Origin of the sequence: Enterobacter sp. CC120223-11 (genome assembly GCF_900215375.1) — a bacterium.
GTDB lineage: Bacteria > Pseudomonadota > Gammaproteobacteria > Enterobacterales > Enterobacteriaceae > Scandinavium.
The window spans coordinates 40,503-65,173 of record NZ_OBEF01000011.1 but is presented as its reverse complement, the minus strand read 5'-3'; the positions used below and the strand labels follow the sequence as shown (position 1 = coordinate 65,173).

Sequence of the window (24,671 nt, the reverse complement as noted above, 5' to 3'; positions counted from 1 at the left end):
ACAGCCTCTTCGGAGGCTGTTTTTATATCTCTTCTTCCAGCGCGGCAAGGACCTGAGCCAACAGGGGTCCGTTCACAACGCCCGGTTTCCACAGCGCCACTAGCGGATGCGTCAGCCCGTTATCGCCCATTTCCGTATTGACACGCATCACGCCCTCCAGCCGGTCGGCGGTGAAATGGTCCGGCAGAAATGCCCAGCCTGCACCGGCCTGCAACAAACCTTCCAGCAGTGAAATTTCATTAACGTGAATTAAGCTGTCGGCAATCCGCAGCCGCCCGGCAAGCGACGGCGGTAAGTCGCGAAACGGCATCAGCTGAGGCCGGGAAGCCAGATGCAGCAGTGACGCAGGTTGCTTCGCGAAGTAGCCTTTTCGGGCATAAACGGCGAGTGAAACGCTGCCCACGGCTCGCCAGTGCAGATGATCGTTAACGGAACGGTTCATCGCCTGAAACAGCGCCACATCGACGCTGCCTTCGTCCAGCCACTGCTCAGCCTGCACGCGTTCACAGGCAATCATGTCCAACTGAATATGCTGCGCCTGTAGCTGCTCTGCCAGCCGGAGCAGCAATGCGCGGGGCGTGAACAGGTCATAACACAGCGTGAGGTGCGTTTCGATACTGTCGGGAATTTGTCTGGCTATGCGGGAGAAGGCTTCAGCCTCATGTAAAAACAGCCGCGCCTGGCGATAAAGCAGCTGCCCCTGTGGCGTCAGGGTCAGCGGACGCGTCGAGCGGTCAAACAGCCTGTAACCGAGATCGACCTCCAGGTAATCGAGCAGTTCGCTCACCGTGGTTCTGTCTTTTTTCAGCTTCTTAGCGGCCTGGGTGAGCGTCCCTGTCTCGCACACGCAGGCAAAGGCTTCAATCTGGGCAAACGTAAAACGTAGCAGTTCCATCAGCCATCCTTCATTGCAGGAAAGCAGATACCTTATCGGAGAGTACAGAAAGAAAAAAGCCTGTCGGTCGACAGGCTTTTCGAATCAGGCGTGCGCCACCGGCGTCGGGTGGTGCCCGGCTTTGCGCAGCAGCATGAGCAGATAGATGAACGAAACGCTGGCAATCATCACGAACAGCAGGTTGTCCGAGTAGTTCTGCATCAGCATCGAGGTAAACGTTGGGCCCAGCAGGCTGCCGATGGTGTAGCTCAGCAGCAGCGCCTGGTTCATCGCAACCAGCTGATGATGCTGCACTTTTTCGCATGCCCACGCCATCGCCACTGGATAAAGCGTAAAGCCCGCCGCGCCAAGGATAAACAGCGTTGGCGCCATTGCCGCACCGCTGAGCATCGCCAGACAGCCCAGAATCACCACGAAGACCTGAACACGAAGGACCAACAGGCGACCATAGCGATCGGCAAGACGACCAATCGGCCACTGCCCGATAATTCCGGCGCTGACCATGACCGCCATCCAGAAGCCAATCCCGGCGTCGCTCACGCCCTGATGATTGAGAAACAGCGGCATCAGGCCATACAGTGAGCCAAGCACGATACCGGAAATAATGCAGCCGTTCACGCCCAGACGAGCCTGACGCAGCTTCAGCATTGGCCAGACCTGCGTCGGCGCGTGCTCTTCCTGCGACTGATTAACGATGCGGGCGAACAGCAGCGGCAGAATGGCGGCCAGCACCATCCCTGTTACCCACGGCAGGACGCTCATCAAATCGGTTGGAAGCTGACTGACCATCAGCTGACCCAGAACGCTTCCTACGTAATACACCATCATATAGGCGGCGAGCAGGCGGCCACGATTGTGGGAGGTGCCGCTGCACATCAGCGCGCTTTCCACCACGACCCAAATCATCGCGCAGCCCACGCCCGCAATAAAGCGCCAGCTCAGCCAGCTCCAGAAGCCCACGTTCAGCCCTAATCCGACACAGCCCACGGCAAAAATCAGCGACGCCAAATAGTAGCTACGATTGAAGCCAAAGCGCTTAATCAATCGCCCGCAGAGCAGCGTCCCCACCAGATTGCCGGTGAAATAGGATGAGCTGACCATACCCACCTGCCAGGTCGGTAAATGTTCATGGGCGAGCCAAAGCGGGACGAGCGTGTTCAGCACTGCGATCGCCAGCGTCAGCAAAAGTAAGCCACAGAGCAGAAGCAGCACCGGGCGGGAATAGGTGGACATGGATTAAAAAACCGTGAGGAAGTTCAAAATTCGTGCGCATCATGCCACCGCCACGAATAAAGTCAATTCCCTCCAGCCCAGAGCTGGCGCGGTTTTCAGGGGAACAATTGAAGTTTTTTATCCAGCGAAGCGACAACGGAATTTATTTTTAAATTATTCCATTGTTTTTATTAAATAATCAGGGAAATGTGCGATTGCTGTCAGTTGAAATATTTCATGGAAGGCCCGCATTTTTTGTTGCACCGGACCCTTGCAGTCCGGTGCAATACGCGGCTTAGCTGGCGATCGCCATACCGACGGTCATATGCAGGCCGTAGAACACGCCGCGACCAATCAGCTCACCCACCACAATCAGCACGAAGGCCAGGCTCAGCAGAGGAACGGCGGGCTGGTGCCCTTTCAGCTGTGGTGCAATCCAGCACACCAGCGCCAAGGCCAGTGCAACCAGACGCCAGGCCATCAGCGAACCGTAGGCCGGAACCAGCGCAGAAGCCTGCTGGATTGAGCTGTGGATCGTTGCCAGCTCACTGCCCTGCATCATCACCACGACCGAACTGACCACCAGCGCCAGCAGCGACACAGCAGGCAATAAACGCATTGCCCAGCCGTCGACGCCCGCCACGCGAAGCAGCAGGAAACCGAGCAGCGGCCCGCCGATAAACATCGTCAGGAAGAAGCTCATCGGCGTCCAGATGCTGTACCAGGTCGGGACGGTGTCGATGGTGTTATAGACGCGCACCATCATCCAGACAAAAATCACGCCCAGCACCATCGTCAGGACCAGCCACAGGCTGCGCAGCGCCTGAGGCAGCTTATTGAGCACCGCCAGCAGCCAGCCAATACCGCCGACCGCAAAGAACACGGAGCCGCTGGCAATTTCGTTACTCAACGAAGATTCACCAATGCGGTTCAGCGAGTTAAACGCCCGCAGCGGTGAGCCCAGGTGCAGGATAGAAGCGATGAAGCCAATCCCCATCAGCACCCACAGGCCAAACATGCTCAGCACCACCAGACGCTGCTGTTCACGGGAGAGTTCGCCCTTCATCAGCGCCAGCGCCAGAACGATAAAGCCGCCTGCCACGCACTGTCCGAGCACCGTGAAGATCATCAGCGGCCATTCATGCCATCCACTTCCCATCTTAAACCTCCTTCGGGTTTGCCAGATAGCCGGTGGTGTCACCTGTCGGACGGCTGTTGGCGTTAGGTTTGATAACAATGCTCGGCTTGGTGAAGTGAGCAGACGGCAATGGTGCCACGGCAGCAAGCTGACCGTGTTTCTTACGCAGCTCTTCAATCGGCCCGAAGTCCAGGGCACGCAGCGGGCAGGATTCGACGCAAATCGGTTTTTTGCCGTCCGCAACGCGGTCATGGCAGCCATCACACTTGGTCATATGGCCTTTGGCTTCGTTGTACTGAGGTGCGCCATACGGGCACGCCATGTGGCAGTATTTACAGCCGATGCAGACATCTTCATTCACCACCACAAAACCGTCTTCACGCTTGTGCATCGCCCCGCTCGGACAGACCTTGGTACAGGCGGGGTCTTCGCAGTGGTTGCAGGCGATAGAGAGGTAGTAGGCAAAAACGTTCTGATGCCAGGTGCCGTTATCTTCCTGCCAGTCTCCGCCCGCGTATTCGTAAATACGGCGGAAGCTGACGTCCGGGGTTAAATCTTTGTAGTCTTTACAAGCCAGCTCGCAGGTTTTGCAACCGGTGCAGCGACTCGAATCAATAAAAAATCCATACTGAGTGGTCATCGGTTACTCCTTACGCTTTTTCGACCTGAACGAGGTTAGTGTGCGACGGGTTGCCCTTCGCCAGCGGCGACGGACGCTGGGTGGTCAGCACGTTAATGCAGCCCGCCTGGTCTACCCCTTTCGCATCCGGGGCATACCATGCGCCCTCACCTAACGCCACCACGCCCGGCATCATGCGCGGAGTGACCTTAGCCTCGATATGAACTTCGCCACGACCATTGAAAATCTTCACGCGATCGCCATTGCCAATCCCACGCTTTTGCGCGTCCATTGGGTTGATCCACATCTCCTGACGGCACGCGGCTTTCAGCACATCTACGTTGCCGTAGGTGGAGTGAGCGCGCGCTTTGTAGTGGAAACCTGTGAGCTGCAGCGGGTACTGTTTAGAGAGCGGATCGTTGTAGTTTTCAAAGCCCGGATCGTAAATCGGCAGCGGATCGATAACGTCGCCTGGGGCGAGTTCCCAAGTTGCGGCAATTTTTGCCAGCTCTGAGGAGTAGATTTCGATTTTGCCCGATGGCGTGGTCAGCGGATTGGCAGCAGGATCTTCACGGAACGCTTTGTAGGCCACGTGATGCCCTTCCGGATCGCGCTGTTTGAACATACCCTGCTGACGGAACTCATCGAAGGATGGCAGCTCAGGGATAGCCTGACGGGACTGTTCATACAGATGACGCATCCACTCTTCCTGAGTACGCCCTTCGGTGAACTTCTGCTCGACGCCCATGCGTTTTGCCAGCTGCGTGGTCATCTCATAGATGGTTTTGCACTCAAAGCGCGGTTTGATAACCTGGTCGGCAAAGATCACGTAGGACATGTTGCCGCAGGAAGCATCAAGCGCGAAGTCCATCTGCTCGGACGCGGTACAGTCCGGCAACAGAATATCCGCGTACTTCGCCGAGGAAGTCATGTGGCAATCCACCACCACGATCAGCTCGCACTTCTTGTCATCCTGCAGGATGTCGTGGGTGCGGTTGATGTCCGAGTGCTGGTTGATGATGCAGTTGCCCGCATAGTTCCAGACCATTTTGATCGGCACATCGAGCTTATCTTTGCCCTGCACGCCGTCACGCAGGGCGGTCATTTCCGCGCCGCGCTCAATCGCATCGGTCCACATAAACATCGAGATGCTGGTCTGTACCGGGTTATCCAGCGTCGGCATACGTTCGAATGGCAGATCGTAAGAACCTTCACGCGCGCCTGAGTTGCCGCCGTTAATGCCGACGTTACCGGTCAGGATCGCGAGCATCGCAATCGCACGGGAAACCAGTTCACCGTTGGCGTGACGCTGCGGGCCCCAGCCCTGGCTGATAAAGGCGCGTTTCGCATTGCCGATTTCACGGGCAAGCTTGACGATGCGTTCTACCGGCACACCGGTGATTGCAGAAGCCCACTCAGGGGTTTTCGCAATACCGTCGTTGCCCTGGCCCAGAATGTACGCCTTGTAGTGCCCATTCGCTGGCGCACCCGCGGGCATGGTTTTCTCGTCGTAGCCCACGCAGTACTTATCGAGGAACGGCTGATCGACCAGGTTCTCTTTGATCATCACCCACGCCAGCGCAGAGATCAGCGCCGCATCGGTACCCGGACGAATCGGCACCCACTCATCTTCACGCCCGGCACCGGTGTCGGTGTAGCGTGGATCGACGATGATCATTCGGGCGTTGGATTTTTGACGTGCCTGTTCGAGGTAATACGTCACGCCGCCGCCGCTCATGCGCGTTTCGCCAGGGTTGTTACCAAACAGCACGACCAGATCGCTGTTTTCGATATCGGACGGACTGTTGCCGTCGGCCCAGCCGCCGTAGGTGTAGTTCAGGCCCATCGCAATCTGCGCGGTTGAATAGTCACCGTAGTGATTCAGATAACCACCGCAGCAGTTCATCAGGCGGGCGATCAGCGTTTTTCCCGGTGGCCAGGAGCGGGTCATGGTGCCGCCGAGCGTGCCGGTACCGTAGTTCAGGTAGATGGACTCGTTGCCGTAGTCTTTGATCAGGCGCTGCATGTTGCTGGCGATAGTGTCATACGCCTCTTCCCAGCTGATGCGCTCGAATTTCCCTTCGCCGCGCTTACCTACGCGCTTCATCGGGTATTTCAGGCGATCCGGGTTGTACACGCGACGACGCATAGAGCGGCCGCGCAGACACGCACGCACCTGGTGCAGACCATCGTAGTTGTCGTCGCCGGTGTTGTCGGTTTCGACATATTTGATTTCACCGTCAACCACATGCATACGCAGCGGGCAACGGCTGCCGCAGTTCACCGTACAGGCGCTCCAGACAACTTTGCCGTTCGCGCCACCTGGCGCAATGGCATCTGCTGCATTAGCGATACGGGTGAACGGTAATGTGAACGCGCTACTGGCGATCGCCAGTCCGCCAATCGCAGAGGTTTTCATCAAACCTCGACGGCTGACTTCGGCGCTCAGCAAAGCATCGGGGGCTTTAATTTTCATGGATACTCACTTCATTGCTCATTGAAATGATTCACCGTTATATAGTTATGTATATAACGAATTCAGTCTTTTTTAGAGTTTTATGCTGCTTATAATTCGAAGGGAGTATCGACGCTTTCGTCCGAAGGGTTATTGTTCAGTGTCAATTCAGGTATAAAAAAAGCGCCCTCAGGCGCTTTTTCGTCAGAAATGTCGAACTCAGCCGATGAACTCAAGGCCGTTCATGTAAGGACGTAACATTTCCGGGACAGCAATACGGCCATCTGCCTGCTGATAGTTTTCCAGCACGGCAACCAGCGTACGACCCACGGCCAGGCCGGAACCGTTCAGGGTGTGCATCAGACGCGTTTTCTTGTCCGCTTTATTACGGCAGCGTGCCTGCAAGCGGCGAGCCTGGAAGTCCCAGCAGTTAGAGATCGACGAAATCTCGCGATAGGTATCCTGCGCCGGTAACCAGACTTCGAGGTCGTAGGTTTTGCGCGCGCCGAAACCGATATCGCCGCTGCACAGCAGGACTTTACGGTATGGCAGACCAAGCAACTGCAGCACTTTCTCTGCGTGACCGGTCATCTCTTCCAGCGCGTCCATGGAGTCTTCCGGACGCACGATCTGCACCATTTCGACTTTATCAAACTGGTGCTGGCGGATAAGGCCACGGGTATCTCGACCGTAAGAACCGGCTTCAGAACGGAAGCATGGCGTATGCGCGGTCAATCTGATCGGCAAATCATCTTCATCAATGATTTCGTCACGCACCAGGTTGGTCAGCGGGACTTCAGAAGTCGGGATAAGTGCGTAGTTGCTGCTGTCCGCTTCTTCTTCCAGCGGACGGGTGTGGAACAGATCGCCGCCAAACTTAGGCAACTGGCCGGTACCATACAGCGTCTCCTGGTTTACCAGGTACGGCACATAGTTTTCCATGTAGCCGTGCTGCTCGGTGTGCAGATCCAGCATGAACTGGCTCAGCGCACGGTGCATACGCGCAATCTGGCCCTGCATCACCACGAAGCGGGAACCGGTGAGCTTAACGGCGGCGGCAAAATCGAGCCCCTTCGCCATTTCACCCAGCGTCACGTGATCGCGGACCTCGAAATCGAATTTACGCGGCTCGCCCCAGCGGCTGATTTCCACGTTTTCGCTGTCGTCTTTGCCCAGCGGAACGCAGTCATCGGGAATGTTTGGCAGGGTCAGCGCGATGTCACGAATTTCAGCGAGCAGTGATTCCAGCTCGGCCTTCGCGGCATCCAGTTCTTCGCCCAGTTTGTTCACTTCCAGGCGTAACGGCTCGATGTCTTCCCCGCGCGCTTTTGCCTGGCCGATGGATTTCGATCGCGAGTTGCGCTCTGCCTGCAGATTTTCAGTGTTTACCTGCAGAACTTTACGCCGCTCTTCAAGAGCGCGCAGCTTATCTACATCCAGCTTAAAGCCCCGGCGTGCCAGTTTTTCTGCGACTGCGTCTGGCTCGGTACGCAGCAGATTGGGATCGAGCATGCTTATCCTGTGCTTATCGAATTAAAGTGAGGAAAAGACCGCAGCCTGCGGTCTTTAGGGATACAGCGATAACCTTACCGCAACGTCTTGTTTAGCGGTAGCGTTTTATGGGGCTATTTTGATCCTGTTCGGCAAGCCAGGCGAGCTTTTCACCAATCTTCCCTTCAAGGCCGCGCGATGTTGGCTGGTAATAGCGCGTTGACGACATTTCCGGCGGAAAATAGGCTTCACCTGCCGCGTAGGCGTTAGGCTCGTCGTGGGCGTAGCGATACTCCTGCCCGTAGCCCATCTCTTTCATCAGTTTGGTTGGCGCATTGCGAAGGTGAACCGGCACGTCATAGTCCGGGCGCTCGCGCGCATCCGCCATTGCCGCTTTGAAAGCGGTGTAAACGGCGTTGCTCTTCGGTGCGCAGGCCAGATACACGATGGCTTGCGCGATGGCACGTTCACCTTCAGAGGGGCCGACGCGGGTAAAGCAATCCCAGGCAGAGATAGCCACCTGCATCGCACGCGGATCGGCGTTGCCGACATCTTCTGACGCTATGGCCAGGCAGCGACGAGCGACATACAGGGGATCGCCCCCGGCGGTGATAATACGCGCATACCAGTACAGCGCCGCATCCGGGGCGCTGCCGCGAACGGATTTGTGGAATGCGGAAATTAAATCGTAAAAGCGGTCGCCTTTATTATCAAAGCGCGCGCTGCGCTCCCCGGCGATTTCCGTCAGCAACTCTGGCTGCAGAACCCGCTTGCCGGAGGCATTCAGCTCCGCCATGTCGGCCATCATTTCCAGCGTGTTCAACGCCCGACGCGCATCGCCGTTAACTAACTCCGCAATCGCCTTGCGGGTTTCGTCCGGCAGAACGATGTCCTGGCCGCCGTAGCCGCGCGCGCTGTCGGTCATTGCCTGGGTCAGCACCTGTTCGATGTCTTCGACGGTCAGCGATTTCAGCAGGTATACGCGAGCACGGGAGAGCAGTGCAGAGTTGAGTTCAAAAGAGGGATTTTCGGTCGTCGCGCCAATAAAGAAAATGGTTCCGTCTTCAATGTGCGGCAGAAACGCATCCTGCTGACTTTTGTTGAAGCGGTGGACTTCATCGACAAACAGGATAGTGCGCCGCCCGGCATTGCGGTTTTGTCGGGCGCGTTCAATGGCTTCACGAATTTCCTTCACGCCGGACGTAACCGCAGAAATACGCTCCACGTCGGCGTTGGCATAGCGGGCAATCACTTCTGCCAGCGTCGTTTTTCCCGTACCCGGCGGCCCCCACAGAATCATCGAATGCAGATGCCCTGCTTCAATGGCCCGGGGCAGCGGCTTACCGCTGGCCAGCAGGTGCTGCTGACCAATGTACTGCGCTAAATTTTCTGGCCGCATACGGGCGGCCAGAGGTTGAAACGCATTATCGGAAAAATCGAGCGACAGATTGCTCACGTACGCCTCTTATTTACGCTGATCGTCTACCGTTACGCCTTTTGGTGGAGTAAAGGTGAATTTAGACGCATCCACCGAGCCGTTCTGCTGGGACTTCAGCTGATAGCTGCTGCGCTGGTCGTCCTGCTCGATGGCGCTGAACTGATGAATGGTGCCGTCACGGCCGACGTTGATGGTGAACTCTTTCAGGTTACCGTTGCTGCCTTTTGGGGTCAGCACGAAGTCATCGCCGCTCTGCTTGATGTTGTACTGCTGCCAGTCACTGGACTGGTTACGGGCGATCAGCATGAACGGCGTGTTGCTGGTCGCGTCTTTCAGCCAGGTCGCGGTGGCCTGCTCAACGAACGGGTTGTAGAACCAAAGCGTTTTGCCGTCGGACACCAGAATGCTTTCGTCCGGCTGCGTCATGTGCCAGTTAAACAGGTTTGGACGCTTCACAGAGAGATCGCCCTGCCCGTCCTGCACCGCATTCCCGCTGCCGTCGGTCACTTTTTGCGTGAAGCTTGCGTGGAAGCTGCTTACCTTATCCAGACGACTTTTCAAATCGCTTGCGGCATCGGCCCAGACCTGGCTTGCAACGACGCTGGTCAGTAAGGCACAGGTGATGGCAAATTTTTTCATCTTCATTCCTTAAATGCGTCACTCCCGACGCGGGAGTCTCTTGGTCCACACTCTAGGCTCTGCGCCCGGGGTGTGGACAGGAGAAAATACTTAATTTTTGGCTATTTACGCAACTTTTCAAACGCGTAATTAATCAAATGGCGGCGGAGCCAGCACTTCACGGTTACCGTTATGGCCCGCTTCACTGACAATTCCCTGCGCTTCCATCTGCTCGATGATGCGCGCCGCACGGTTGTAGCCAATACGGAACTGGCGCTGCACGCCCGAAATGGACGCCTTACGTTTTTCCGTCACAAAGTTGACCGCCTGGTCGAACAGCTGATCGAGCTCTTCACCGTTGTCCAGACCGGCGCCACCGCCTTCGCTTTCGGTATCATTCGTAATGCCATCGACATACTGTGGGCGACCGCGCGCTTTCCAGTCCTGAACAACGGCATGCACTTCCTGATCCCTGACAAACGCACCGTGGACACGCGTTGGTGCCGCGCTGGAGTTTGGCCCGGCATAGAGCATGTCACCCATGCCCAGCAGGGATTCTGCACCGCCCTGATCGAGAATGGTTCGGGAGTCAATTTTGCTCGATACAGTAAACGCGATACGCGTCGGGATGTTCGCTTTGATCAGGCCAGTGATGACATCCACCGAAGGACGCTGAGTCGCCAGCACAAGGTGGATCCCCGCCGCACGCGCTTTCTGCGCCAGGCGAGCAATCAGCTCTTCAACTTTTTTACCGACGGTCATCATCAGGTCGGCAAATTCATCCACTAACACGACGATATAAGGCAGTTTCTCAAGGGTCGGGTGTTCCGTCGCCATGCTGTCACCCGGCTTCCAGTATGGGTCTGGAATCGGACGACCCATCTGCGCGGCCTGGGCGATTTTCTCGTTATAACCGGCAAGGTTACGCACGCCAAGAGCCGACATCAGCTTGTAGCGACGCTCCATTTCATTGACGCTCCAGCGCAGGGCGTTGGCGGCGTCTTTCATGTCCGTCACGACTTCTGTCAGCAGGTGCGGAATGCCTTCATAAACCGACAGCTCAAGCATTTTCGGGTCGATCATGATGAAGCGAACGTCATCCGGCGTCGCTTTATACAGCATGCTGAGGATCATGGCGTTCACGCCCACCGATTTACCGGAACCGGTTGTACCGGCCACCAGCAGGTGAGGCATTTTGGCCAGGTCGGCAATCACTGGGTCGCCCGCGATATCTTTACCCAGCACCACGGTCAGCGGTGAAGGGCTTTCACGGAACTTGGCGCAGTCGAGCACTTCACGCAGGTACACGGTCTGACGCTTTTTGTTCGGCAGTTCGAGGCCCACGTAAGGCTTGCCTGGAATCACTTCCACCACGCGTACCGCAACGGTAGACAATGAACGAGCCAGATCGCGCGACAGGTTAGAAATTCGCGCTGCTTTCACGCCAGGAGCCAGATTCAGCTCAAAGCGGGTAATCACCGGGCCTGGTGAATAGTTCACCACGTCTGCCTTGATGCGGAAATCAGCCAGGCGGGTTTCTACCAGACGCGCGGTCTGCTCCAGCGCGAAGGTATCCACCGGTTCGATTTCGCTCGGCGGCTGGGTCAGAAGATCCAGCGACGGCAGTGGCGTAGTCGGTTTCTGCAGCGGGCGGTCGTCGCCGTTGCGCATCAGCAGCGGGTGAATGAGGCTTTCCTCCGGCTGCGGCTGCGGTTGTGACTGTGGTTGATGCACAGCCTGCTGCGCGGGCTGTTGATAGGCCTGCTGCTGCGGCTGGTGTGCTTGCTGCTGCGTATAGCTCTGCTGAGGCTGCTCCGGCATCACGCCAGGTGTGAACATCGGCGCTTTCGGCGTCTCATCAACCAGCGTTTTCATTGGCGAAAATTCGTAATCCGCTGGCGAGAAGGGATTCGCACCCTGCGGCTGTTCGCTGGAATAGCGCTGCTGTTGCTGTGCAGCAAACTGACGCGCCAGCTCCGCTTCTGCAGCAGAATCTTCGTCATCAGCAGATTCGTCGTAGCCGTTGTCGTCGTACTGCTCACCGTAGCGCTGCTGCTGGGTCGCAGCAAACTGGCGGGCCAGTTCATCCTGATGCAGCGCATCCGTTTCTTCATCTCCCATCAGCTCATCTGAATAGTGCTGCTGGTGCTCCTGTTCACGCGCACGCTCTTCCGCCATGCGCTGTGAAGGCAGCTTAATGCCAAACGAAGCGGAGGCCAGTTCACGACGAGTGGGAACACGAACGCGGTTCGGGCGCGGTAACTGTGGACCGATGCCTTCTTTAACCTGCGTGCGAGGTGTCTCAGCCGGGCTGAACATCTGCGTTGCGGAAGCGGCTGCTGCAATAGTGCTCGCGGCCCCGGTGGCCTGATGCACGCTTGCTGCGACGGGTGCAACAGCGGCCAGAGGATCAACCGCTGGTGCAGAAGGCACAGGCATGGTCGGCATGACCGTTGCCGGTTCCGGCGTTGGCTGATACCACGCAGCGAGCTGCTCACGTTCACGTGCGCGCTTCTCTTCCACTTCTTCGAAATAGTAAAGCGGTGGACGCTGTGGTTTGATCTCTTCTTCTGGCTCCGCCATTGGTAAAGAGGGTGTTTCTGGCGCTATGTGTGGCTCAGCCAGTGGCGCAGGCTGATGCTGCGGCTCAGCGTAGAACTGAGCGTCCGGCTGATGTTGTGCCTCAGGCTGCCAGGTAGGTTCTGGCTGAGCATAAGATGGGGCAGGATCCTGCCAGAGTTCCTCAATCGCAGGTGGCTGGCGGAAGGCCTCGGGTTGCACGTACTCGGGTTTAGCAACCGGAGCCTGCGGCGGCCAGTTGTCCGGAGATGGAGCAATCACAGGTTCAGGGGTGTGTGGCGCTGGTACGGCCTGCCATTCTACCTGAGCCACGGGCATTTCGACTGCTGGCGCAGCAGGCTCAGCCCAGGCTTGCGGCGCGGCTGTTGCTGCCGCTGCGGCCGCCAACGGTTCGGCAATGGAATGCCCGTTCATCAACGGATCGTTTTGATCCCATTCCTGAGGGCGCGTCGCGCTGTTGCCAGAGAAAAGGACATCATCAGCGGCTGGCTGACGTGAAGCGCTGCTGCCGGAGAATAAAACATCATCGGCATCCGCGGCCTGCCCGCGAGCGCTGTACTGAACCTCTTCTTCCGACTCGTCCATCCGTTTGCCGGAGAACAGCGCTGCATCTGTTTTACGCCCCATCGGATTGCTGAATTTATCGGTAATTCGCTGACGGCGCGCTAAAGCACCTCGCAGGATACGGGCACGACGGCCTTCATTGCGCGGGGCTTCTGCATGTTCATCTTCTTCGTCTTCGTACTCTTCGTCGTCCACCCAGGTGTCATCCCGGCGCGTACGGTTACTGGCGAAGGTAAGGATGTTCAGGATCCAGTTGCCAATTTTCTCGGCAATGCTGACCCAGGACCAGCCGGTAAACAGCGTGAGTCCTGCTGCCCAGATGCATAACAGCGCCAGGGTGCCGCCGCTGCTGTGCAGCATGGGCTGTAGCGCGGTACTGAGCAGGCTGCCGATAACGCCACCGGAGGCGAAATACCAGATGTCGTCTGCGTTAATCGCCGCCAGCCCACAGGACGTCAGGATGATGGCCAGCACGCCAATCAGCCTCAGCGCAACGGCGAAGTAGTCGACGTATTCATCCGTAGCCCGGTGTCGGTATGCAAACCAGCAGCCGCCAATGATGATCACCGGCAGGGTGTAGGCCATCACGCCAAAAATGAAAAACAGCGTATCCGCAAGCCATGCCCCTGGCATGCCGCCAAGATTGTGGATCGGCTCGTGCCAGGCGGTCTGGGACCAGCTGGGATCGGAGGGATTAAAGCTGAGCAGTGCGGCCATCAGCCAGATGGCAAAAAGAGAACAGAGGATCAGAAGCGCTTCGAGAAGACGGCGCCCGCTGCTTAATCTGCTAATGGTGACTTCTTTTTCTTCAGTGTATTCCTGGCTCAAGAAAGGCTCTCCAGGTCCTTGATGCTAAAACGGACAACAGCGCCGGGTCTCCCCGGCACTGTTGCTGTATGGATTAACAGGAGTGTAATCAACTTACGCCGATTTTGCACCTGTTCCGTGTTAGCGCGTCTTAATAACCAGACGATTACTCTGCTTGACTTCTTCCATCACCACGTAGGTACGGGTGTCGTTTACGCCCGGCAGGCGCAGCAGGGTTTCACCTAACAACTTACGGTACGCTGACATGTCCGGTACGCGTGTTTTCAACAGGTAGTCGAAATCACCGGAAACCAGATGACATTCTTGAATTTCTTCAAGTTTTTGCACAGCGGCGTTAAATTGTTCAAACACATCCGGTGCGCCACGATTCAGAGTTATCTCAACAAAGACCAGCAGCGATGCATCCAGATAATGCGGGTTCAGCAGCGCGGTATAGCCCTGAATAAACCCTTGTCTTTCCAGCCGACGAACGCGCTCAAGGCAAGGCGTCGGAGAAAGTCCCACTCGCTTAGAAAGCTCGACGTTGGAAATTCGCCCATCCTTTTGCAATTCGTTCAAAATATTACGATCGATGCGGTCGAGATCTTTGCCTGGGCGCTTCTTGCTATCTACCATTATTATTGTCTCTCTGTATTCCTTCCCTACTCCCGTCGTGACTCTGTTCACTTCACTGTTCAGAGCCTGTGCCCGTCGTCTGCGTGAAAAATCTGTTACCAGATACCACGCACAACCCAAGGGTACGTGTTGAGAAGCCGTTGCCTGTTGGCAGCCACCGTTATCTCGTATGGCGTCTGTCCACGCCATGCGCCGATAATGCTGACCCGGTTAAAAATGGCGTTTGCATGCATGAAAATTCACCACACGACAAACACTGCTTTTTTTTCTCTTCATTGTTTTCGCAAAAGCACAGGGGATTGTCAAAGCAAAACATCGATTTTTAGTACAACATGCCAGATATTCATTATCGCCCCGGCTTGATCCTCATGTTATCTCCTTATAATCATCCCGATAGCAGTAGAATTTGTTATCACCGTCGTCGATAAAACCAGCAATCGATTGACCGAATCTATTACACATATCGTTAACAAAATTTCTGCACTCTTTTATTAGTTCGGCAAATTCCCTACAATCCCGCCCATTGTCTGCCAACATTTATGGGGATCTCATGGGCACGGCCAAACACAGTAAACTGCTTATTCTTGGTTCTGGACCTGCGGGCTATACCGCAGCGGTCTACGCGGCACGCGCGAACCTGCACCCGGTACTGATTACCGGCATGGAAAAAGGCGGTCAGCTGACCACCACCACCGAAGTGGAAAACTGGCCAGGCGACCCGAACGATCTGACCGGTCCGCTGCTGATGGAACGCATGCATGAGCACGCGGCGAAATTTGAAACCGAAATCCTGTTCGACCACATCAACAAGGTCGATTTGCAGAACCGTCCGTTCCGCCTGTCCGGCGACAGCGGTGATTACACCTGTGATACGCTGATTATCGCCACCGGTGCTTCCGCCCGTTACCTGGGACTGCCTTCAGAAGAAGCTTTTAAAGGCCGCGGCGTTTCTGCCTGCGCGACCTGCGACGGTTTCTTCTACCGCAACCAGAAAGTCGCCGTCATCGGCGGGGGTAACACGGCCGTTGAAGAAGCGCTCTACCTGGCGAACATTGCATCTGAAGTGCACTTGATCCACCGCCGCGATACCTTCCGTGCGGAGAAAATCCTGATTAAACGTCTGATGGATAAAGTGGAAAGCGGCAACATCGTGCTGCACACTCATCGCACGCTGGAAGAAGTGACGGGCGATCAAATGGGCGTCAGCGGTCTGCGCCTGCGCGATACGCAGAACGGCGATAACATCGAGTCTCTCGAAGTCGCAGGTCTGTTCGTCGCTATCGGTCACAGCCCAAACACCGCCATTTTCGACGGTCAGCTGGAGCTGGAGAACGGCTACATCAAAGTGCAGTCCGGCATCCACGGCAACGCCACCCAGACCAGCATCCCTGGCGTGTTCGCCGCCGGCGACGTTATGGACCACATTTACCGTCAGGCCATCACCTCTGCGGGCACCGGCTGCATGGCCGCGCTGGACGCAGAGCGTTATCTTGACGGATTGGCCGATCAGGCTAAATAATCTTTACAAGTCAGTAACAAAGGTAAATAAGGCGACGATAAGTCGCCTTTCTTTTATCCTCGTTGTAACATTGGCGCGCCCGATAATTTCCTATAAGACACCTGCTAAGCGCGCCAATGAATAAAACCCGTCAACAAGAGCTTACCCGCTGGTTAAAACAGCAAAGCATCCTTTCACGCCGCTGGCTGATGCTTTCGCGTCTGCTGGGCGTCGTCAGCGGAGTACTGATCATCGCCCAGGCCTGGCTGCTGGCCCGTATTCTTCATCATATGATCATGGAGAATATCCCCCGCGAAGCGCTGCTGCTGCCCTTTATTCTGCTGGTTCTGGTCTTTATTCTGCGCGCCTGGGTCGTCTGGCTGCGTGAACGTGTCGGGTTTCACGCCGGGCAGCATATTCGCTTTGAGATCCGCCGGAACGTGCTCGACAGGCTGCAGCAGGCGGGTCCCGCCTGGATTCAGGGTAAACCCGCGGGAAGCTGGGCCACGCTCATTCTCGAACAAATCGAAGATATGCATGATTACTATGCACGCTATTTACCGCAAATGGCGCTTGCTGCTTCTGTCCCGCTGCTGATCGTGCTGGCAATTTTCCCGTTGAACTGGGCGGCTGCCTTAATCCTGTTATGTACCGCCCCACTGATTCCGCTGTTCATGGCGCTGGTCGGTATGGGAGCCGCAGACGCTAATCGCCGCAACTTTCTTGCACTGGCACGCCTGAGCGGCCATTTCCTCGACCGCCTGCGCGGAATGGATACGCTGCGTCTTTTCGGACGTGGAGAAGCAGAAACGGATAATATTCGTCAGGCTTCCGAGAACTTCCGCCAGCGTACGATGGAAGTTCTGCGCCTCGCCTTCCTCTCCTCCGGGGTACTGGAGTTTTTCACTTCACTCTCCATCGCCGTGGTCGCGGTCTACTTTGGCTTCTCCTATCTCGGTGAGCTCAATTTTGGCAGCTATGGTGCCCCGGTCGCGCTGCTGGCTGGCTTTTTTGCCCTGATCCTGGCCCCGGAGTTTTTCCAGCCATTACGCGATCTTGGCACGTTTTACCACGCTAAAGCACAGGCCGTTGGCGCAGCAGACAGCCTCAAAACGTTTATGGAAGCGCCGCTGGCACAGCCACAGCGCGGCAGCGTTGTGCCTGAGAAAAATCAAAACGTGAGCCTGATCGCCCGCGACCTGATCATCACCTCTCCGGAAGGGAAAGCGCTGGCCGGGCCAATCAGCTTTGAGCTTGCGGCGGGTGAACGTATCGTTCTGGTGGGTCAGAGCGGGTCGGGAAAAACCTCGCTGCTCAATGCGCTGGCCGGTTTCCTGCCTTATGAAGGCTCCCTGACCGTCAACGGCAGCGAACTTAATACGCTCGATCCTGACGCCTGGCGGCAATTGCTGAGCTGGGTGGGACAAAACCCGCAGCTTCCGGCGCATACCCTGCGCGAAAACGTGCTGCTCGCCGACCCACAGGCCAGCGAACTTATGCTGCAACACGCGCTGGATCGCGCCGGGGTTAGCGAATTTATCGAACAGCTTCCCCAGGGGCTTGATACGCCCGTAGGCGATCAGGCCGCCCGCTTGTCCGTTGGTCAGGCGCAGCGCGTGGCGGTTGCCCGCGCCCTGCTCGCCCCTTGCCGTTTGTTATTGCTGGATGAACCCGCCGCAAGCCTTGATGCCCACAGCGAGCAGCGAGTGATGCATGCGCTGACGGAAGCCTCCGCCAATCAGACGACCGTGATGGTCACACATCAGCTGGAAAACCTTGCCGACTGGGATGCCGTCTGGGTGATGCACCAGGGTCAGATCGTAGAACAGGGCTCGTTCGCAGAGCTTGCTCAGGCGAAGGGGCAATTTGCCCGCCTGCTCGCTCACCGCCAGGAGGAGATTTAAATGCGTGTTTTAGCCCCCTATCTGGCACTTTATAAGCGGCATAAATGGCTGTTGTCATTGGGTATTATTCTGGCAATTGTCACGCTGCTCGCCAGCATTGGTCTGATCACCCTTTCCGGCTGGTTCCTCTCTGCCTCGGCGGTCGCAGGGTTTGCCGGAGCCTACAGTTTTAACTATATGCTGCCCGCCGCGGGCGTACGCGGTGCGGCTATTACCCGCACGGCCGGACGCTATTTCGAGCGTCTGGTCAGCCACGATGCCACCTTCCGCGTGCTGCAACATCTGCGAGTATTCACCTTCAGCAAACTGCTGCCGCTCTCCCCTGCCGGGCTGGCGCGTTTTCGCCAGGGTGAACTGCTGAACCGCATTGTCGCGGACGTCGACACGCTCGATCATCTCTATCTGCGCGTGATTTCACCGCTGATTAGCGCCCTGGTGGTGATTCTGGTGGTCACCTTTGGTCTGAGCTTCCTCGATGTCACCTTAGCGCTTACCCTGGGCGGCATTATGCTGCTGACGCTCGTCGCCCTGCCGCCGCTGTTTTACCGCGCCGGTAAGCCTACTGGTGAAAGCCTGACCCGGCTGCGCGGAGAGTACCGTCAGCAGCTGACGTCCTGGCTGCACGGTCAGGCAGAGCTGACCATTTTTGGCGCCAGCACCCGCTATCGTGAGCAGATGGAACAGACCGAAATGAACTGGCACGACGCCCAACGTCGTCAGTCAGAGCTGACGGCGCTCTCCCAGGCGCTGATGCTACTGATGGGCGCCACTGCGGTTATTGTGATGCTGTGGATGGCCTCAGGCGGCGTCGGCAGCAACATGCAGCCAGGTCCGCTGATCGCGCTGTTTGTCTTCTGTGCGCTGGCCGCTTTTGAAGCGCTGGCGCCGGTCACCGCTGCATTCCAGCATCTTGGCCAGGTGATAGCCTCCGCGTCGCGCATCACGGAACTGACGACACAGCAGCCGGAAGTCACCTTCCCTTCTGCTTCTGCCGCCCCCCCTCAGCATGTCAGTCTGATTCTAAAAGACATCGGCTTCAGCTATCCGCAGCAGACACAGCCCGCTCTGGACAACATTTCGCTTCACATTAACGCGGGCGAGCACGTCGCCATTCTGGGTCGTACCGGGTGCGGAAAATCAACGCTTCTGCAGCTGCTGACACGCGCCTGGGATCCGCAGCGCGGCGAAGTTTTACTCAACCAGCAACCGCTGTCTTCTTTTGATGAAATGACGCTGCGACGCAGCATGAGCATGGTGCCCCAGCGCGTGCACCTGTTCAGCGCCACGCTGCGCGACAACCTGCTGCTGGCCGCACCTCATGCGACAGACGAAGCACTCTCCGCCGTTCTTTTGCGTACCGGTCTGGACAAACTGCTTGAAGACGGCGGCCTCAACAGCTGGCTTGGCGAAGGCGGTCGTCAACTCTCTGGTGGAGAACTGCGCCGTCTGGCCATTGCCCGCGCCCTGCTCCACAACGCGCCGCTGATGTTGCTTGATGAGCCCACCGAAGGACTTGACGCCACTACGGAGGCACAAATCCTTGATTTACTGGCGGATGTCATGCGCGATAAAACTGTGCTGATGGTTACGCATCGCCTTCGCGGCCTGGCAAGATTTAATCAAATAATTGTGATGGACAACGGCCAGATTATTGAGCAAGGTAATCACGCAGAATTGCTGGCCCGACAAGGGCGTTATTACCAGTTCAGACAGCGTCTGTGAGCTACTCTTTCTCTATTATCAGGCGTGGAGTTGTGAAGTATGCGGCTGGTCCAGTTGTCACGTCATTCCATTACCTTCCCGTCGCCGGAAGGTGCCCTGCGCGAGCCTAACGGTTTGCTTGCGCTGGGTGGCGATCTCAGCCCGGCGCGGCTGCTGATGGCTTACCAACGCGGCATTTTTCCCTGGTTTTCCCCCGGTGACCCCATCCTCTGGTGGTCGCCGGATCCACGAGCCGTGCTGTGGCCGGAAGCTTTTCACGTTAGCCGCAGCATGAAGCGCTTTCATAAATCGTCCCCTTACAGAATTACGCTCAATCATGCGTTTGGCCGGGTGATCGAAGGCTGCGCGGATAACCGTGAAGAAGGAACCTGGATAACCGACAGCATCGTTCAGGCCTATCATCGTCTGCACGAACTCGGGCATGCGCACTCGATTGAGGTCTGGCTCGGTAGCGAACTGGTTGGCGGCATGTACGGCGTCGCTCAGGGGGCATTATTTTGCGGCGAATCGATGTTCAGCCAGGCAGAAAATGCCTCCAAAAGTGCGCTGCTGGTGTTCTCGCAGGCGTTTGCCAGCGCAGGCGGTAAGCTGATGGATTGTCAGGTGCTGAACAGCCATACGGCCTCACTTGGCGCAGTTGAAATCCCTCGTCGCGCCTATCTTGAGCACCTTGCCGTGATGCGGACACAGCCTCTCCCAGGTCATTTCTGGGTGCCACGGGTGCTCTTTTCGCCTGCAGTGTAAATGTTTTCGGCACATTTTTTGTCAGGGTGATATAATTGTGCCGGAAGTCGTTTCTGCCTGTTGCCCCGCTATCGTCTCAGGAATCCCCCCTTATACGTTTGCGCTCATCATACAGATGTCATGTTTGAGAGACGGGCAATGCGCAAAAACGATTTCTTTTTTACCCTTCACAGCGGCGTGAGGCTGAAAGATGACGGGTAAATCTTTACTTAATTGCTGAATTTCGGCATTATCTTGCCGGTTCAAAACTATGGTAGTAATACCCCCGAGGACTAGATGGCCAAAGAAGACAATATTGAAATGCAGGGTACCGTTCTCGATACGTTACCTAACACTATGTTCCGCGTAGAACTGGAAAACGGTCACGTGGTAACAGCGCATATCTCCGGTAAAATGCGTAAAAACTACATCCGCATTCTGACGGGCGACAAAGTGACTGTTGAGTTGACCCCGTACGACCTGAGCAAAGGCCGCATTGTCTTCCGTAGTCGCTAATTGACGTCCAGCCTTCGGGCAAATCGAATGCGAGAGGCCGGATAGCGTTATCCGGCCTTTTTTACGCCCTGCCCTTTACTACCCCCGCATCCAGGTTCCTCGCCAGGCCATCGGCACTCTGTTCGGCGTACCCTAACGCTGCGTTATTTTTCGCCCCATCGACACACGTCCGGTGCTCATTAAATCATTCGATTACATTGTACTCATTTTGAATGCCCGGGTTTTATTTTTTATTATCCACCTGAGACATTTAGCTGTATTATATTTTTCAAAATCACATTCATTAACTGTATTTTATAATCCATAAATGATTCAAATTTCACGCACAATGGAAATATTACTATACCTATCATTCGTTTCACTCATTATTATTGCCTGTGAGGAACACCTCAAATAGCTAATAATAAGGATGCTAAAAATGAAAGAACTATCAGCAGTTGAAGTTGCAAACGTAAGCGGTGCAGGTTACGTTCAGGATTCATTGAGCAGCTTCTTCGGTAACATATTTGGGCAAATTACGTCTTCTCTGAACGACAAGCTGAACACAAATTATGACGTTACTGACGCCATCCAGACCGGCAGCAACTTCGGCAACACGCTGGGCCGGTCAATTGAGAATATCTTCACCAAGTTCCTGAATGATATCAGTAAGTACGTAATTGGCTAAGCACCAACGTGTCTGAAAACCCCGCGGTTTAATACCGTGGGGTTTTCAGACACAACCATAGTTTCGTTTCAACTTTCAGGACGCTATTTTAGCCTCTGACATAAAATTCAAAAAGTGACCAAGAAAAATACAACCTCATTATATTTCACCTAAGCACAATGCAGAATGTCTGTGATATTCCTCATTCGCCAATGACGCCTTCCCATTCAATATTCATGACCTGTCACATGTACCAGAATATGAATCCGCTAGCGGCAAAAAATCGGAATGCCTAAAAATAACATTATGCTTAAAATAAAAAAGTTAGATCAGCGATAGCTTTAATATTAGCAATACCGCACGGAAGATAACCGATCATGCTGCCGCAAGTAAAAAAAAAGCCGGGTATACACCCGGCTTTCACACGCAGCATTTAATTAATGCGCCGTTTCCGGCTTGCGCTTCTGAGCCGCCTGGAAGTCGTAGGTCAGCTCGTTTTTCTTGGCGTCCAGCGCCACCGTCACCTGTCCGCCGTCCACCAGCGTGCCAAACAGCAGCTCGTTGGCGAGCGGTTTTTTCAGGTTGTCCTGAATGACACGCACCATCGGACGGGCACCCATCGCGCGGTCGTAGCCTTTTTCGGCCAGCCAGTTGCGGGCTTCCTGACTCACTTCCAGCGACACGCCTTTCTGATCCAGCTGCACCTGCAGTTCGACGATAAACTTGTCGACAACCTGATGGATCACATCCGTTGACAGGTGATCGAACCAGATGATGTTGTCCAGACGGTTGCGGAATTCCGGCGTGAAGATCTTCTTGATCTCTTCCATCGCGTCGGTGCTGTTGTCCTGATGGATAAGCCCAATGGATTTACGCTCAGTTTCACGCACCCCGGCGTTGGTGGTCATCACCAGCACCACGTTGCGGAAGTCCGCTTTGCGGCCGTTGTTGTCGGTCAGCGTGCCGTTGTCCATCACCTGCAGCAGCAGGTTGAAGACGTCCGGGTGCGCTTTCTCGATTTCATCGAGCAGCAATACCGCATGTGGGTGCTTGATAACCGCATCCGTCAGCAGACCGCCCTGGTCAAAGCCCACATAGCCCGGAGGCGCACCAATCAGGCGGCTCACCGTGTGGCGCTCCATGTATTCAGACATATCGAAACGCAGCAGCTCAATGCCGAGCGCTTTCGACAGCTGCACGGTGACTTCGGTTTTCCCGACCCCGGTCGGCCCGGCGAACAGGAATGACCCGACAGGTTTGTGATCCTGACCAAGGCCCGCACGGCTCATTTTGATGGCTTCGGTTAACGCCTCAATGGCTTTATCCTGACCAAACACCAGCATTTTCAGGCGGTCGCCGAGGTTTTTCAGCGTGTCACGATCGCTTTGCGAGACGCTCTTCTCCGGAATGCGCGCAATACGCGCCACCACGGACTCGATATCCGCCACGTTGATGGTTTTTTTGCGTTTGCTGACCGGCATCAGACGTGCCCGCGCGCCCGCTTCGTCAATCACGTCGATCGCCTTATCCGGCAGGTGACGATCGTTGATGTATTTCACCGCCAGCTCCACCGCCGCACGAATCGCTTTCGCGGTGTAACGCACGTCGTGGTGCGCCTCGTACTTCGGTTTCAGGCCGTTGATGATCTGCACGGTTTCTTCCACGGTCGGTTCAGTAATGTCGATTTTCTGGAAGCGACGCGCCAGCGCGCGGTCTTTTTCGAAAATATTGCTGAACTCCTGATAGGTCGTGGAGCCAATTACGCGAATTTTACCGCTGGAAAGCAGGGGTTTAATCAGGTTAGCCGCATCCACCTGGCCGCCCGACGCCGCTCCCGCCCCGATAATGGTGTGGATCTCATCGATGAACAGAATGCTGTTGGTGTCCTGTTCAAGCTGTTTCAGCAGCGCCTTAAAGCGTTTTTCGAAATCGCCGCGGTATTTGGTGCCCGCCAGCAGCGAGCCGATATCAAGCGAGTAAATGGTGCAATCGGCAATCACTTCCGGCACGTCGCCCTGCACGATACGCCAGGCAAGCCCTTCGGCAATCGCGGTTTTCCCGACGCCGGACTCACCAACCAGCAGTGGGTTGTTTTTACGTCGACGGCACAGTACCTGGATGGCGCGCTCCAGCTCCTTGTCGCGGCCAATCAGCGGGTCAATGCCGCCCACGCGAGCAAGCTGGTTCAAATTGGTGGTGAAGTTTTCCATACGATCCTCCCCGCCTGCTTGCTCTTCAGTGTTCGGTTGGCTTCCGGAATCGGAAGACTGGCTCGGCTCGTCTTTACGCGTGCCGTGGGAGATGAAGTTCACCACGTCGAGGCGGCTCACTTCATGTTTGCGCAGCAGATAGGCCGCCTGTGACTCCTGCTCGCTGAAAATCGCCACCAGCACATTGGCGCCGGTGACTTCACTGCGGCCGGAAGACTGAACGTGGAATACGGCACGCTGCAGTACGCGCTGGAAGCTGAGCGTCGGCTGTGTGTCGCGCTCTTCTTCGCTGGCAGGCAGTACCGGCGTGGTCTGTTCGATGAAGGCTTCGAGTTCCTGACGCAGCGCCACCAAATCCACGGAGCAGGCTTCCAGCGCTTCGCGGGCGGATGGGTTGCTGAGCAGAGCCAGCAACAGATGCTCGACGGTCATAAACTCATGACGGTGCTCGCGCGCTCTGGCGAAAGCCATGTTTAAACTGAGTTCCAGTTCTTGATTGAGCATAGGCACCTCCCCCAATTTGAATGCCTGAAATCAGGCCTTTTCCAGCGTACACAGCAGCGGATGATCGTTTTCCTTGGCGTACTTGTTCACCATCGAAACTTTGGTTTCGGCGACTTCCGCGGTAAACACCCCGCAAATCGCTTTCCCCTGATAGTGAACCGCGAGCATCAGCTGTGTGGCACGTTCTACATCATAAGAAAAGAATTTCTGTAACACGTCAATAACAAACTCCATTGGCGTGTAATCATCATTGAGCAATATCACTTTATACATCGACGGCGGTTGCAGCGCATCGCGTACCTGGTCTTTGGTTAGCTGGTCAAAATCCAGCCAGTCACGCGTCTTACCCATTGTCAGTGTTCATCTTCAGTTACGCTCCGGCGGGAAACATCCCGTCACTGACCAGAGCCGGTTTACATTGAATCTACAGTAAAGCGTAGATAACTATCCTCTATTACTGCCATTCGCTATTCCTGCTATTCGCGACCCGGGTCA

Annotated in this window: 18 protein-coding genes; 6 read left to right on the top strand and 12 right to left on the bottom strand. The window is 55.9% G+C overall.

What is annotated here, in order from left to right:
* Positions 1 to 22: 22 nt before the first annotated feature.
* The 10 genes from CRO87_RS13985 to lrp form a co-directional block, all read right to left on the bottom strand.
* Positions 23 to 895, bottom strand: coding sequence for a LysR family transcriptional regulator (locus tag CRO87_RS13985; RefSeq protein WP_097163553.1), 873 nt, complete (start codon positions 893 to 895; stop codon positions 23 to 25).
* Between the two features lie 84 nt (positions 896 to 979).
* Complete coding sequence (locus CRO87_RS13980; RefSeq protein WP_097163552.1) at positions 980 to 2,128, bottom strand: MFS transporter; 1,149 nt, start codon at positions 2,126 to 2,128, stop codon at positions 980 to 982.
* A 274-nt stretch (positions 2,129 to 2,402) separates the two neighbouring features.
* Positions 2,403 to 3,266 (bottom strand): dimethyl sulfoxide reductase anchor subunit family protein, encoded by an 864-nt coding sequence (locus tag CRO87_RS13975; protein ID WP_097163551.1) that lies wholly within the window; start codon positions 3,264 to 3,266, stop codon positions 2,403 to 2,405.
* Position 3,267: 1 nt separating this feature from the next.
* Positions 3,268 to 3,885 (bottom strand): DMSO/selenate family reductase complex B subunit, encoded by a 618-nt coding sequence (locus tag CRO87_RS13970; RefSeq protein WP_097163550.1) that lies wholly within the window; start codon positions 3,883 to 3,885, stop codon positions 3,268 to 3,270.
* A gap of 10 nt (positions 3,886 to 3,895) precedes the next feature.
* A complete protein-coding gene (gene dmsA, locus CRO87_RS13965; RefSeq protein WP_097163549.1) occupies positions 3,896 to 6,340 on the bottom strand; it encodes a dimethylsulfoxide reductase subunit A in 2,445 nt (814 codons plus the stop codon).
* A gap of 198 nt (positions 6,341 to 6,538) precedes the next feature.
* Positions 6,539 to 7,831, bottom strand: a complete 1,293-nt coding sequence (gene serS / locus CRO87_RS13960) for a serine--tRNA ligase (RefSeq protein WP_097163548.1) — start codon at positions 7,829 to 7,831, stop codon at positions 6,539 to 6,541.
* Between the two features lie 91 nt (positions 7,832 to 7,922).
* Positions 7,923 to 9,266 carry a replication-associated recombination protein RarA gene (gene rarA, locus CRO87_RS13955; protein WP_097163547.1) on the bottom strand — a complete coding sequence of 448 codons (1,344 nt, stop codon included), beginning with the start codon at positions 9,264 to 9,266 and terminating at the stop codon, positions 7,923 to 7,925.
* A gap of 9 nt (positions 9,267 to 9,275) precedes the next feature.
* Positions 9,276 to 9,887: an outer membrane lipoprotein chaperone LolA gene (lolA, locus tag CRO87_RS13950; protein WP_097163546.1), complete on the bottom strand. Its 612-nt coding sequence runs from the start codon at positions 9,885 to 9,887 to the stop codon at positions 9,276 to 9,278.
* Between the two features lie 129 nt (positions 9,888 to 10,016).
* Positions 10,017 to 13,838: a DNA translocase FtsK 4TM domain-containing protein gene (locus CRO87_RS13945; protein ID WP_097163545.1), complete on the bottom strand. Its 3,822-nt coding sequence runs from the start codon at positions 13,836 to 13,838 to the stop codon at positions 10,017 to 10,019.
* A 120-nt stretch (positions 13,839 to 13,958) separates the two neighbouring features.
* Complete coding sequence (gene lrp / locus CRO87_RS13940; protein WP_000228469.1) at positions 13,959 to 14,453, bottom strand: leucine-responsive transcriptional regulator Lrp; 495 nt, start codon at positions 14,451 to 14,453, stop codon at positions 13,959 to 13,961.
* Positions 14,454 to 15,003: 550 nt separating this feature from the next.
* Here lrp and trxB point away from each other — a divergent pair.
* The 6 genes from trxB to CRO87_RS13910 all read left to right on the top strand — a co-directional run bounded on the left by trxB (position 15,004) and on the right by CRO87_RS13910 (position 21,483).
* Positions 15,004 to 15,972: a thioredoxin-disulfide reductase gene (trxB, locus tag CRO87_RS13935; RefSeq protein WP_176504313.1), complete on the top strand. Its 969-nt coding sequence runs from the start codon at positions 15,004 to 15,006 to the stop codon at positions 15,970 to 15,972.
* A gap of 116 nt (positions 15,973 to 16,088) precedes the next feature.
* Positions 16,089 to 17,855, top strand: a complete 1,767-nt coding sequence (gene cydD / locus CRO87_RS13930; protein WP_097163543.1) for a cysteine/glutathione ABC transporter permease/ATP-binding protein CydD — start codon at positions 16,089 to 16,091, stop codon at positions 17,853 to 17,855.
* Complete coding sequence (gene cydC / locus CRO87_RS13925; RefSeq protein ID WP_097163542.1) at positions 17,856 to 19,577, top strand: cysteine/glutathione ABC transporter ATP-binding protein/permease CydC; 1,722 nt, start codon at positions 17,856 to 17,858, stop codon at positions 19,575 to 19,577.
* A 39-nt stretch (positions 19,578 to 19,616) separates the two neighbouring features.
* Complete coding sequence (aat, locus tag CRO87_RS13920) at positions 19,617 to 20,321, top strand: leucyl/phenylalanyl-tRNA--protein transferase (protein ID WP_097163541.1); 705 nt, start codon at positions 19,617 to 19,619, stop codon at positions 20,319 to 20,321.
* Between the two features lie 276 nt (positions 20,322 to 20,597).
* Positions 20,598 to 20,816, top strand: coding sequence for a translation initiation factor IF-1 (infA, locus tag CRO87_RS13915; RefSeq protein WP_002211347.1), 219 nt, complete (start codon positions 20,598 to 20,600; stop codon positions 20,814 to 20,816).
* Between the two features lie 418 nt (positions 20,817 to 21,234).
* Complete coding sequence (locus CRO87_RS13910) at positions 21,235 to 21,483, top strand: hypothetical protein (protein WP_097163540.1); 249 nt, start codon at positions 21,235 to 21,237, stop codon at positions 21,481 to 21,483.
* A gap of 416 nt (positions 21,484 to 21,899) precedes the next feature.
* On the opposite strand, the gene clpA is transcribed toward CRO87_RS13910, so the two are convergent.
* Entirely contained in the window at positions 21,900 to 24,176 is a 2,277-nt protein-coding gene (clpA, locus tag CRO87_RS13905; RefSeq protein ID WP_097163539.1) for an ATP-dependent Clp protease ATP-binding subunit ClpA, read from the bottom strand.
* 30 nt (positions 24,177 to 24,206) lie between these two features.
* Positions 24,207 to 24,527, bottom strand: coding sequence for an ATP-dependent Clp protease adapter ClpS (gene clpS / locus CRO87_RS13900; RefSeq protein WP_097163538.1), 321 nt, complete (start codon positions 24,525 to 24,527; stop codon positions 24,207 to 24,209).
* Between the last annotated feature and the right edge of the window lie 144 nt (positions 24,528 to 24,671).

Coding starts and splice junctions, on each gene's coding strand:
- CRO87_RS13985 (WP_097163553.1), bottom strand. CDS start 895: ATGGAACTGCTACGTTTTACGTTTGCCCAGATTGAAGCCTTTGCCTGC.
- CRO87_RS13980 (WP_097163552.1), bottom strand. CDS start 2,128: ATGTCCACCTATTCCCGCCCGGTGCTGCTTCTGCTCTGTGGCTTACTT.
- CRO87_RS13975 (WP_097163551.1), bottom strand. CDS start 3,266: ATGGGAAGTGGATGGCATGAATGGCCGCTGATGATCTTCACGGTGCTC.
- CRO87_RS13970 (WP_097163550.1), bottom strand. CDS start 3,885: ATGACCACTCAGTATGGATTTTTTATTGATTCGAGTCGCTGCACCGGT.
- dmsA (WP_097163549.1), bottom strand. CDS start 6,340: ATGAAAATTAAAGCCCCCGATGCTTTGCTGAGCGCCGAAGTCAGCCGT.
- serS (WP_097163548.1), bottom strand. CDS start 7,831: ATGCTCGATCCCAATCTGCTGCGTACCGAGCCAGACGCAGTCGCAGAA.
- lolA (WP_097163546.1), bottom strand. CDS start 9,887: ATGAAAAAATTTGCCATCACCTGTGCCTTACTGACCAGCGTCGTTGCA.
- lrp (WP_000228469.1), bottom strand. CDS start 14,453: ATGGTAGATAGCAAGAAGCGCCCAGGCAAAGATCTCGACCGCATCGAT.
- trxB (WP_176504313.1), top strand. CDS start 15,004: ATGGGCACGGCCAAACACAGTAAACTGCTTATTCTTGGTTCTGGACCT.
- cydD (WP_097163543.1), top strand. CDS start 16,089: ATGAATAAAACCCGTCAACAAGAGCTTACCCGCTGGTTAAAACAGCAA.
- cydC (WP_097163542.1), top strand. CDS start 17,856: ATGCGTGTTTTAGCCCCCTATCTGGCACTTTATAAGCGGCATAAATGG.
- aat (WP_097163541.1), top strand. CDS start 19,617: ATGCGGCTGGTCCAGTTGTCACGTCATTCCATTACCTTCCCGTCGCCG.
- infA (WP_002211347.1), top strand. CDS start 20,598: ATGGCCAAAGAAGACAATATTGAAATGCAGGGTACCGTTCTCGATACG.
- CRO87_RS13910 (WP_097163540.1), top strand. CDS start 21,235: ATGAAAGAACTATCAGCAGTTGAAGTTGCAAACGTAAGCGGTGCAGGT.
- clpA (WP_097163539.1), bottom strand. CDS start 24,176: ATGCTCAATCAAGAACTGGAACTCAGTTTAAACATGGCTTTCGCCAGA.
- clpS (WP_097163538.1), bottom strand. CDS start 24,527: ATGGGTAAGACGCGTGACTGGCTGGATTTTGACCAGCTAACCAAAGAC.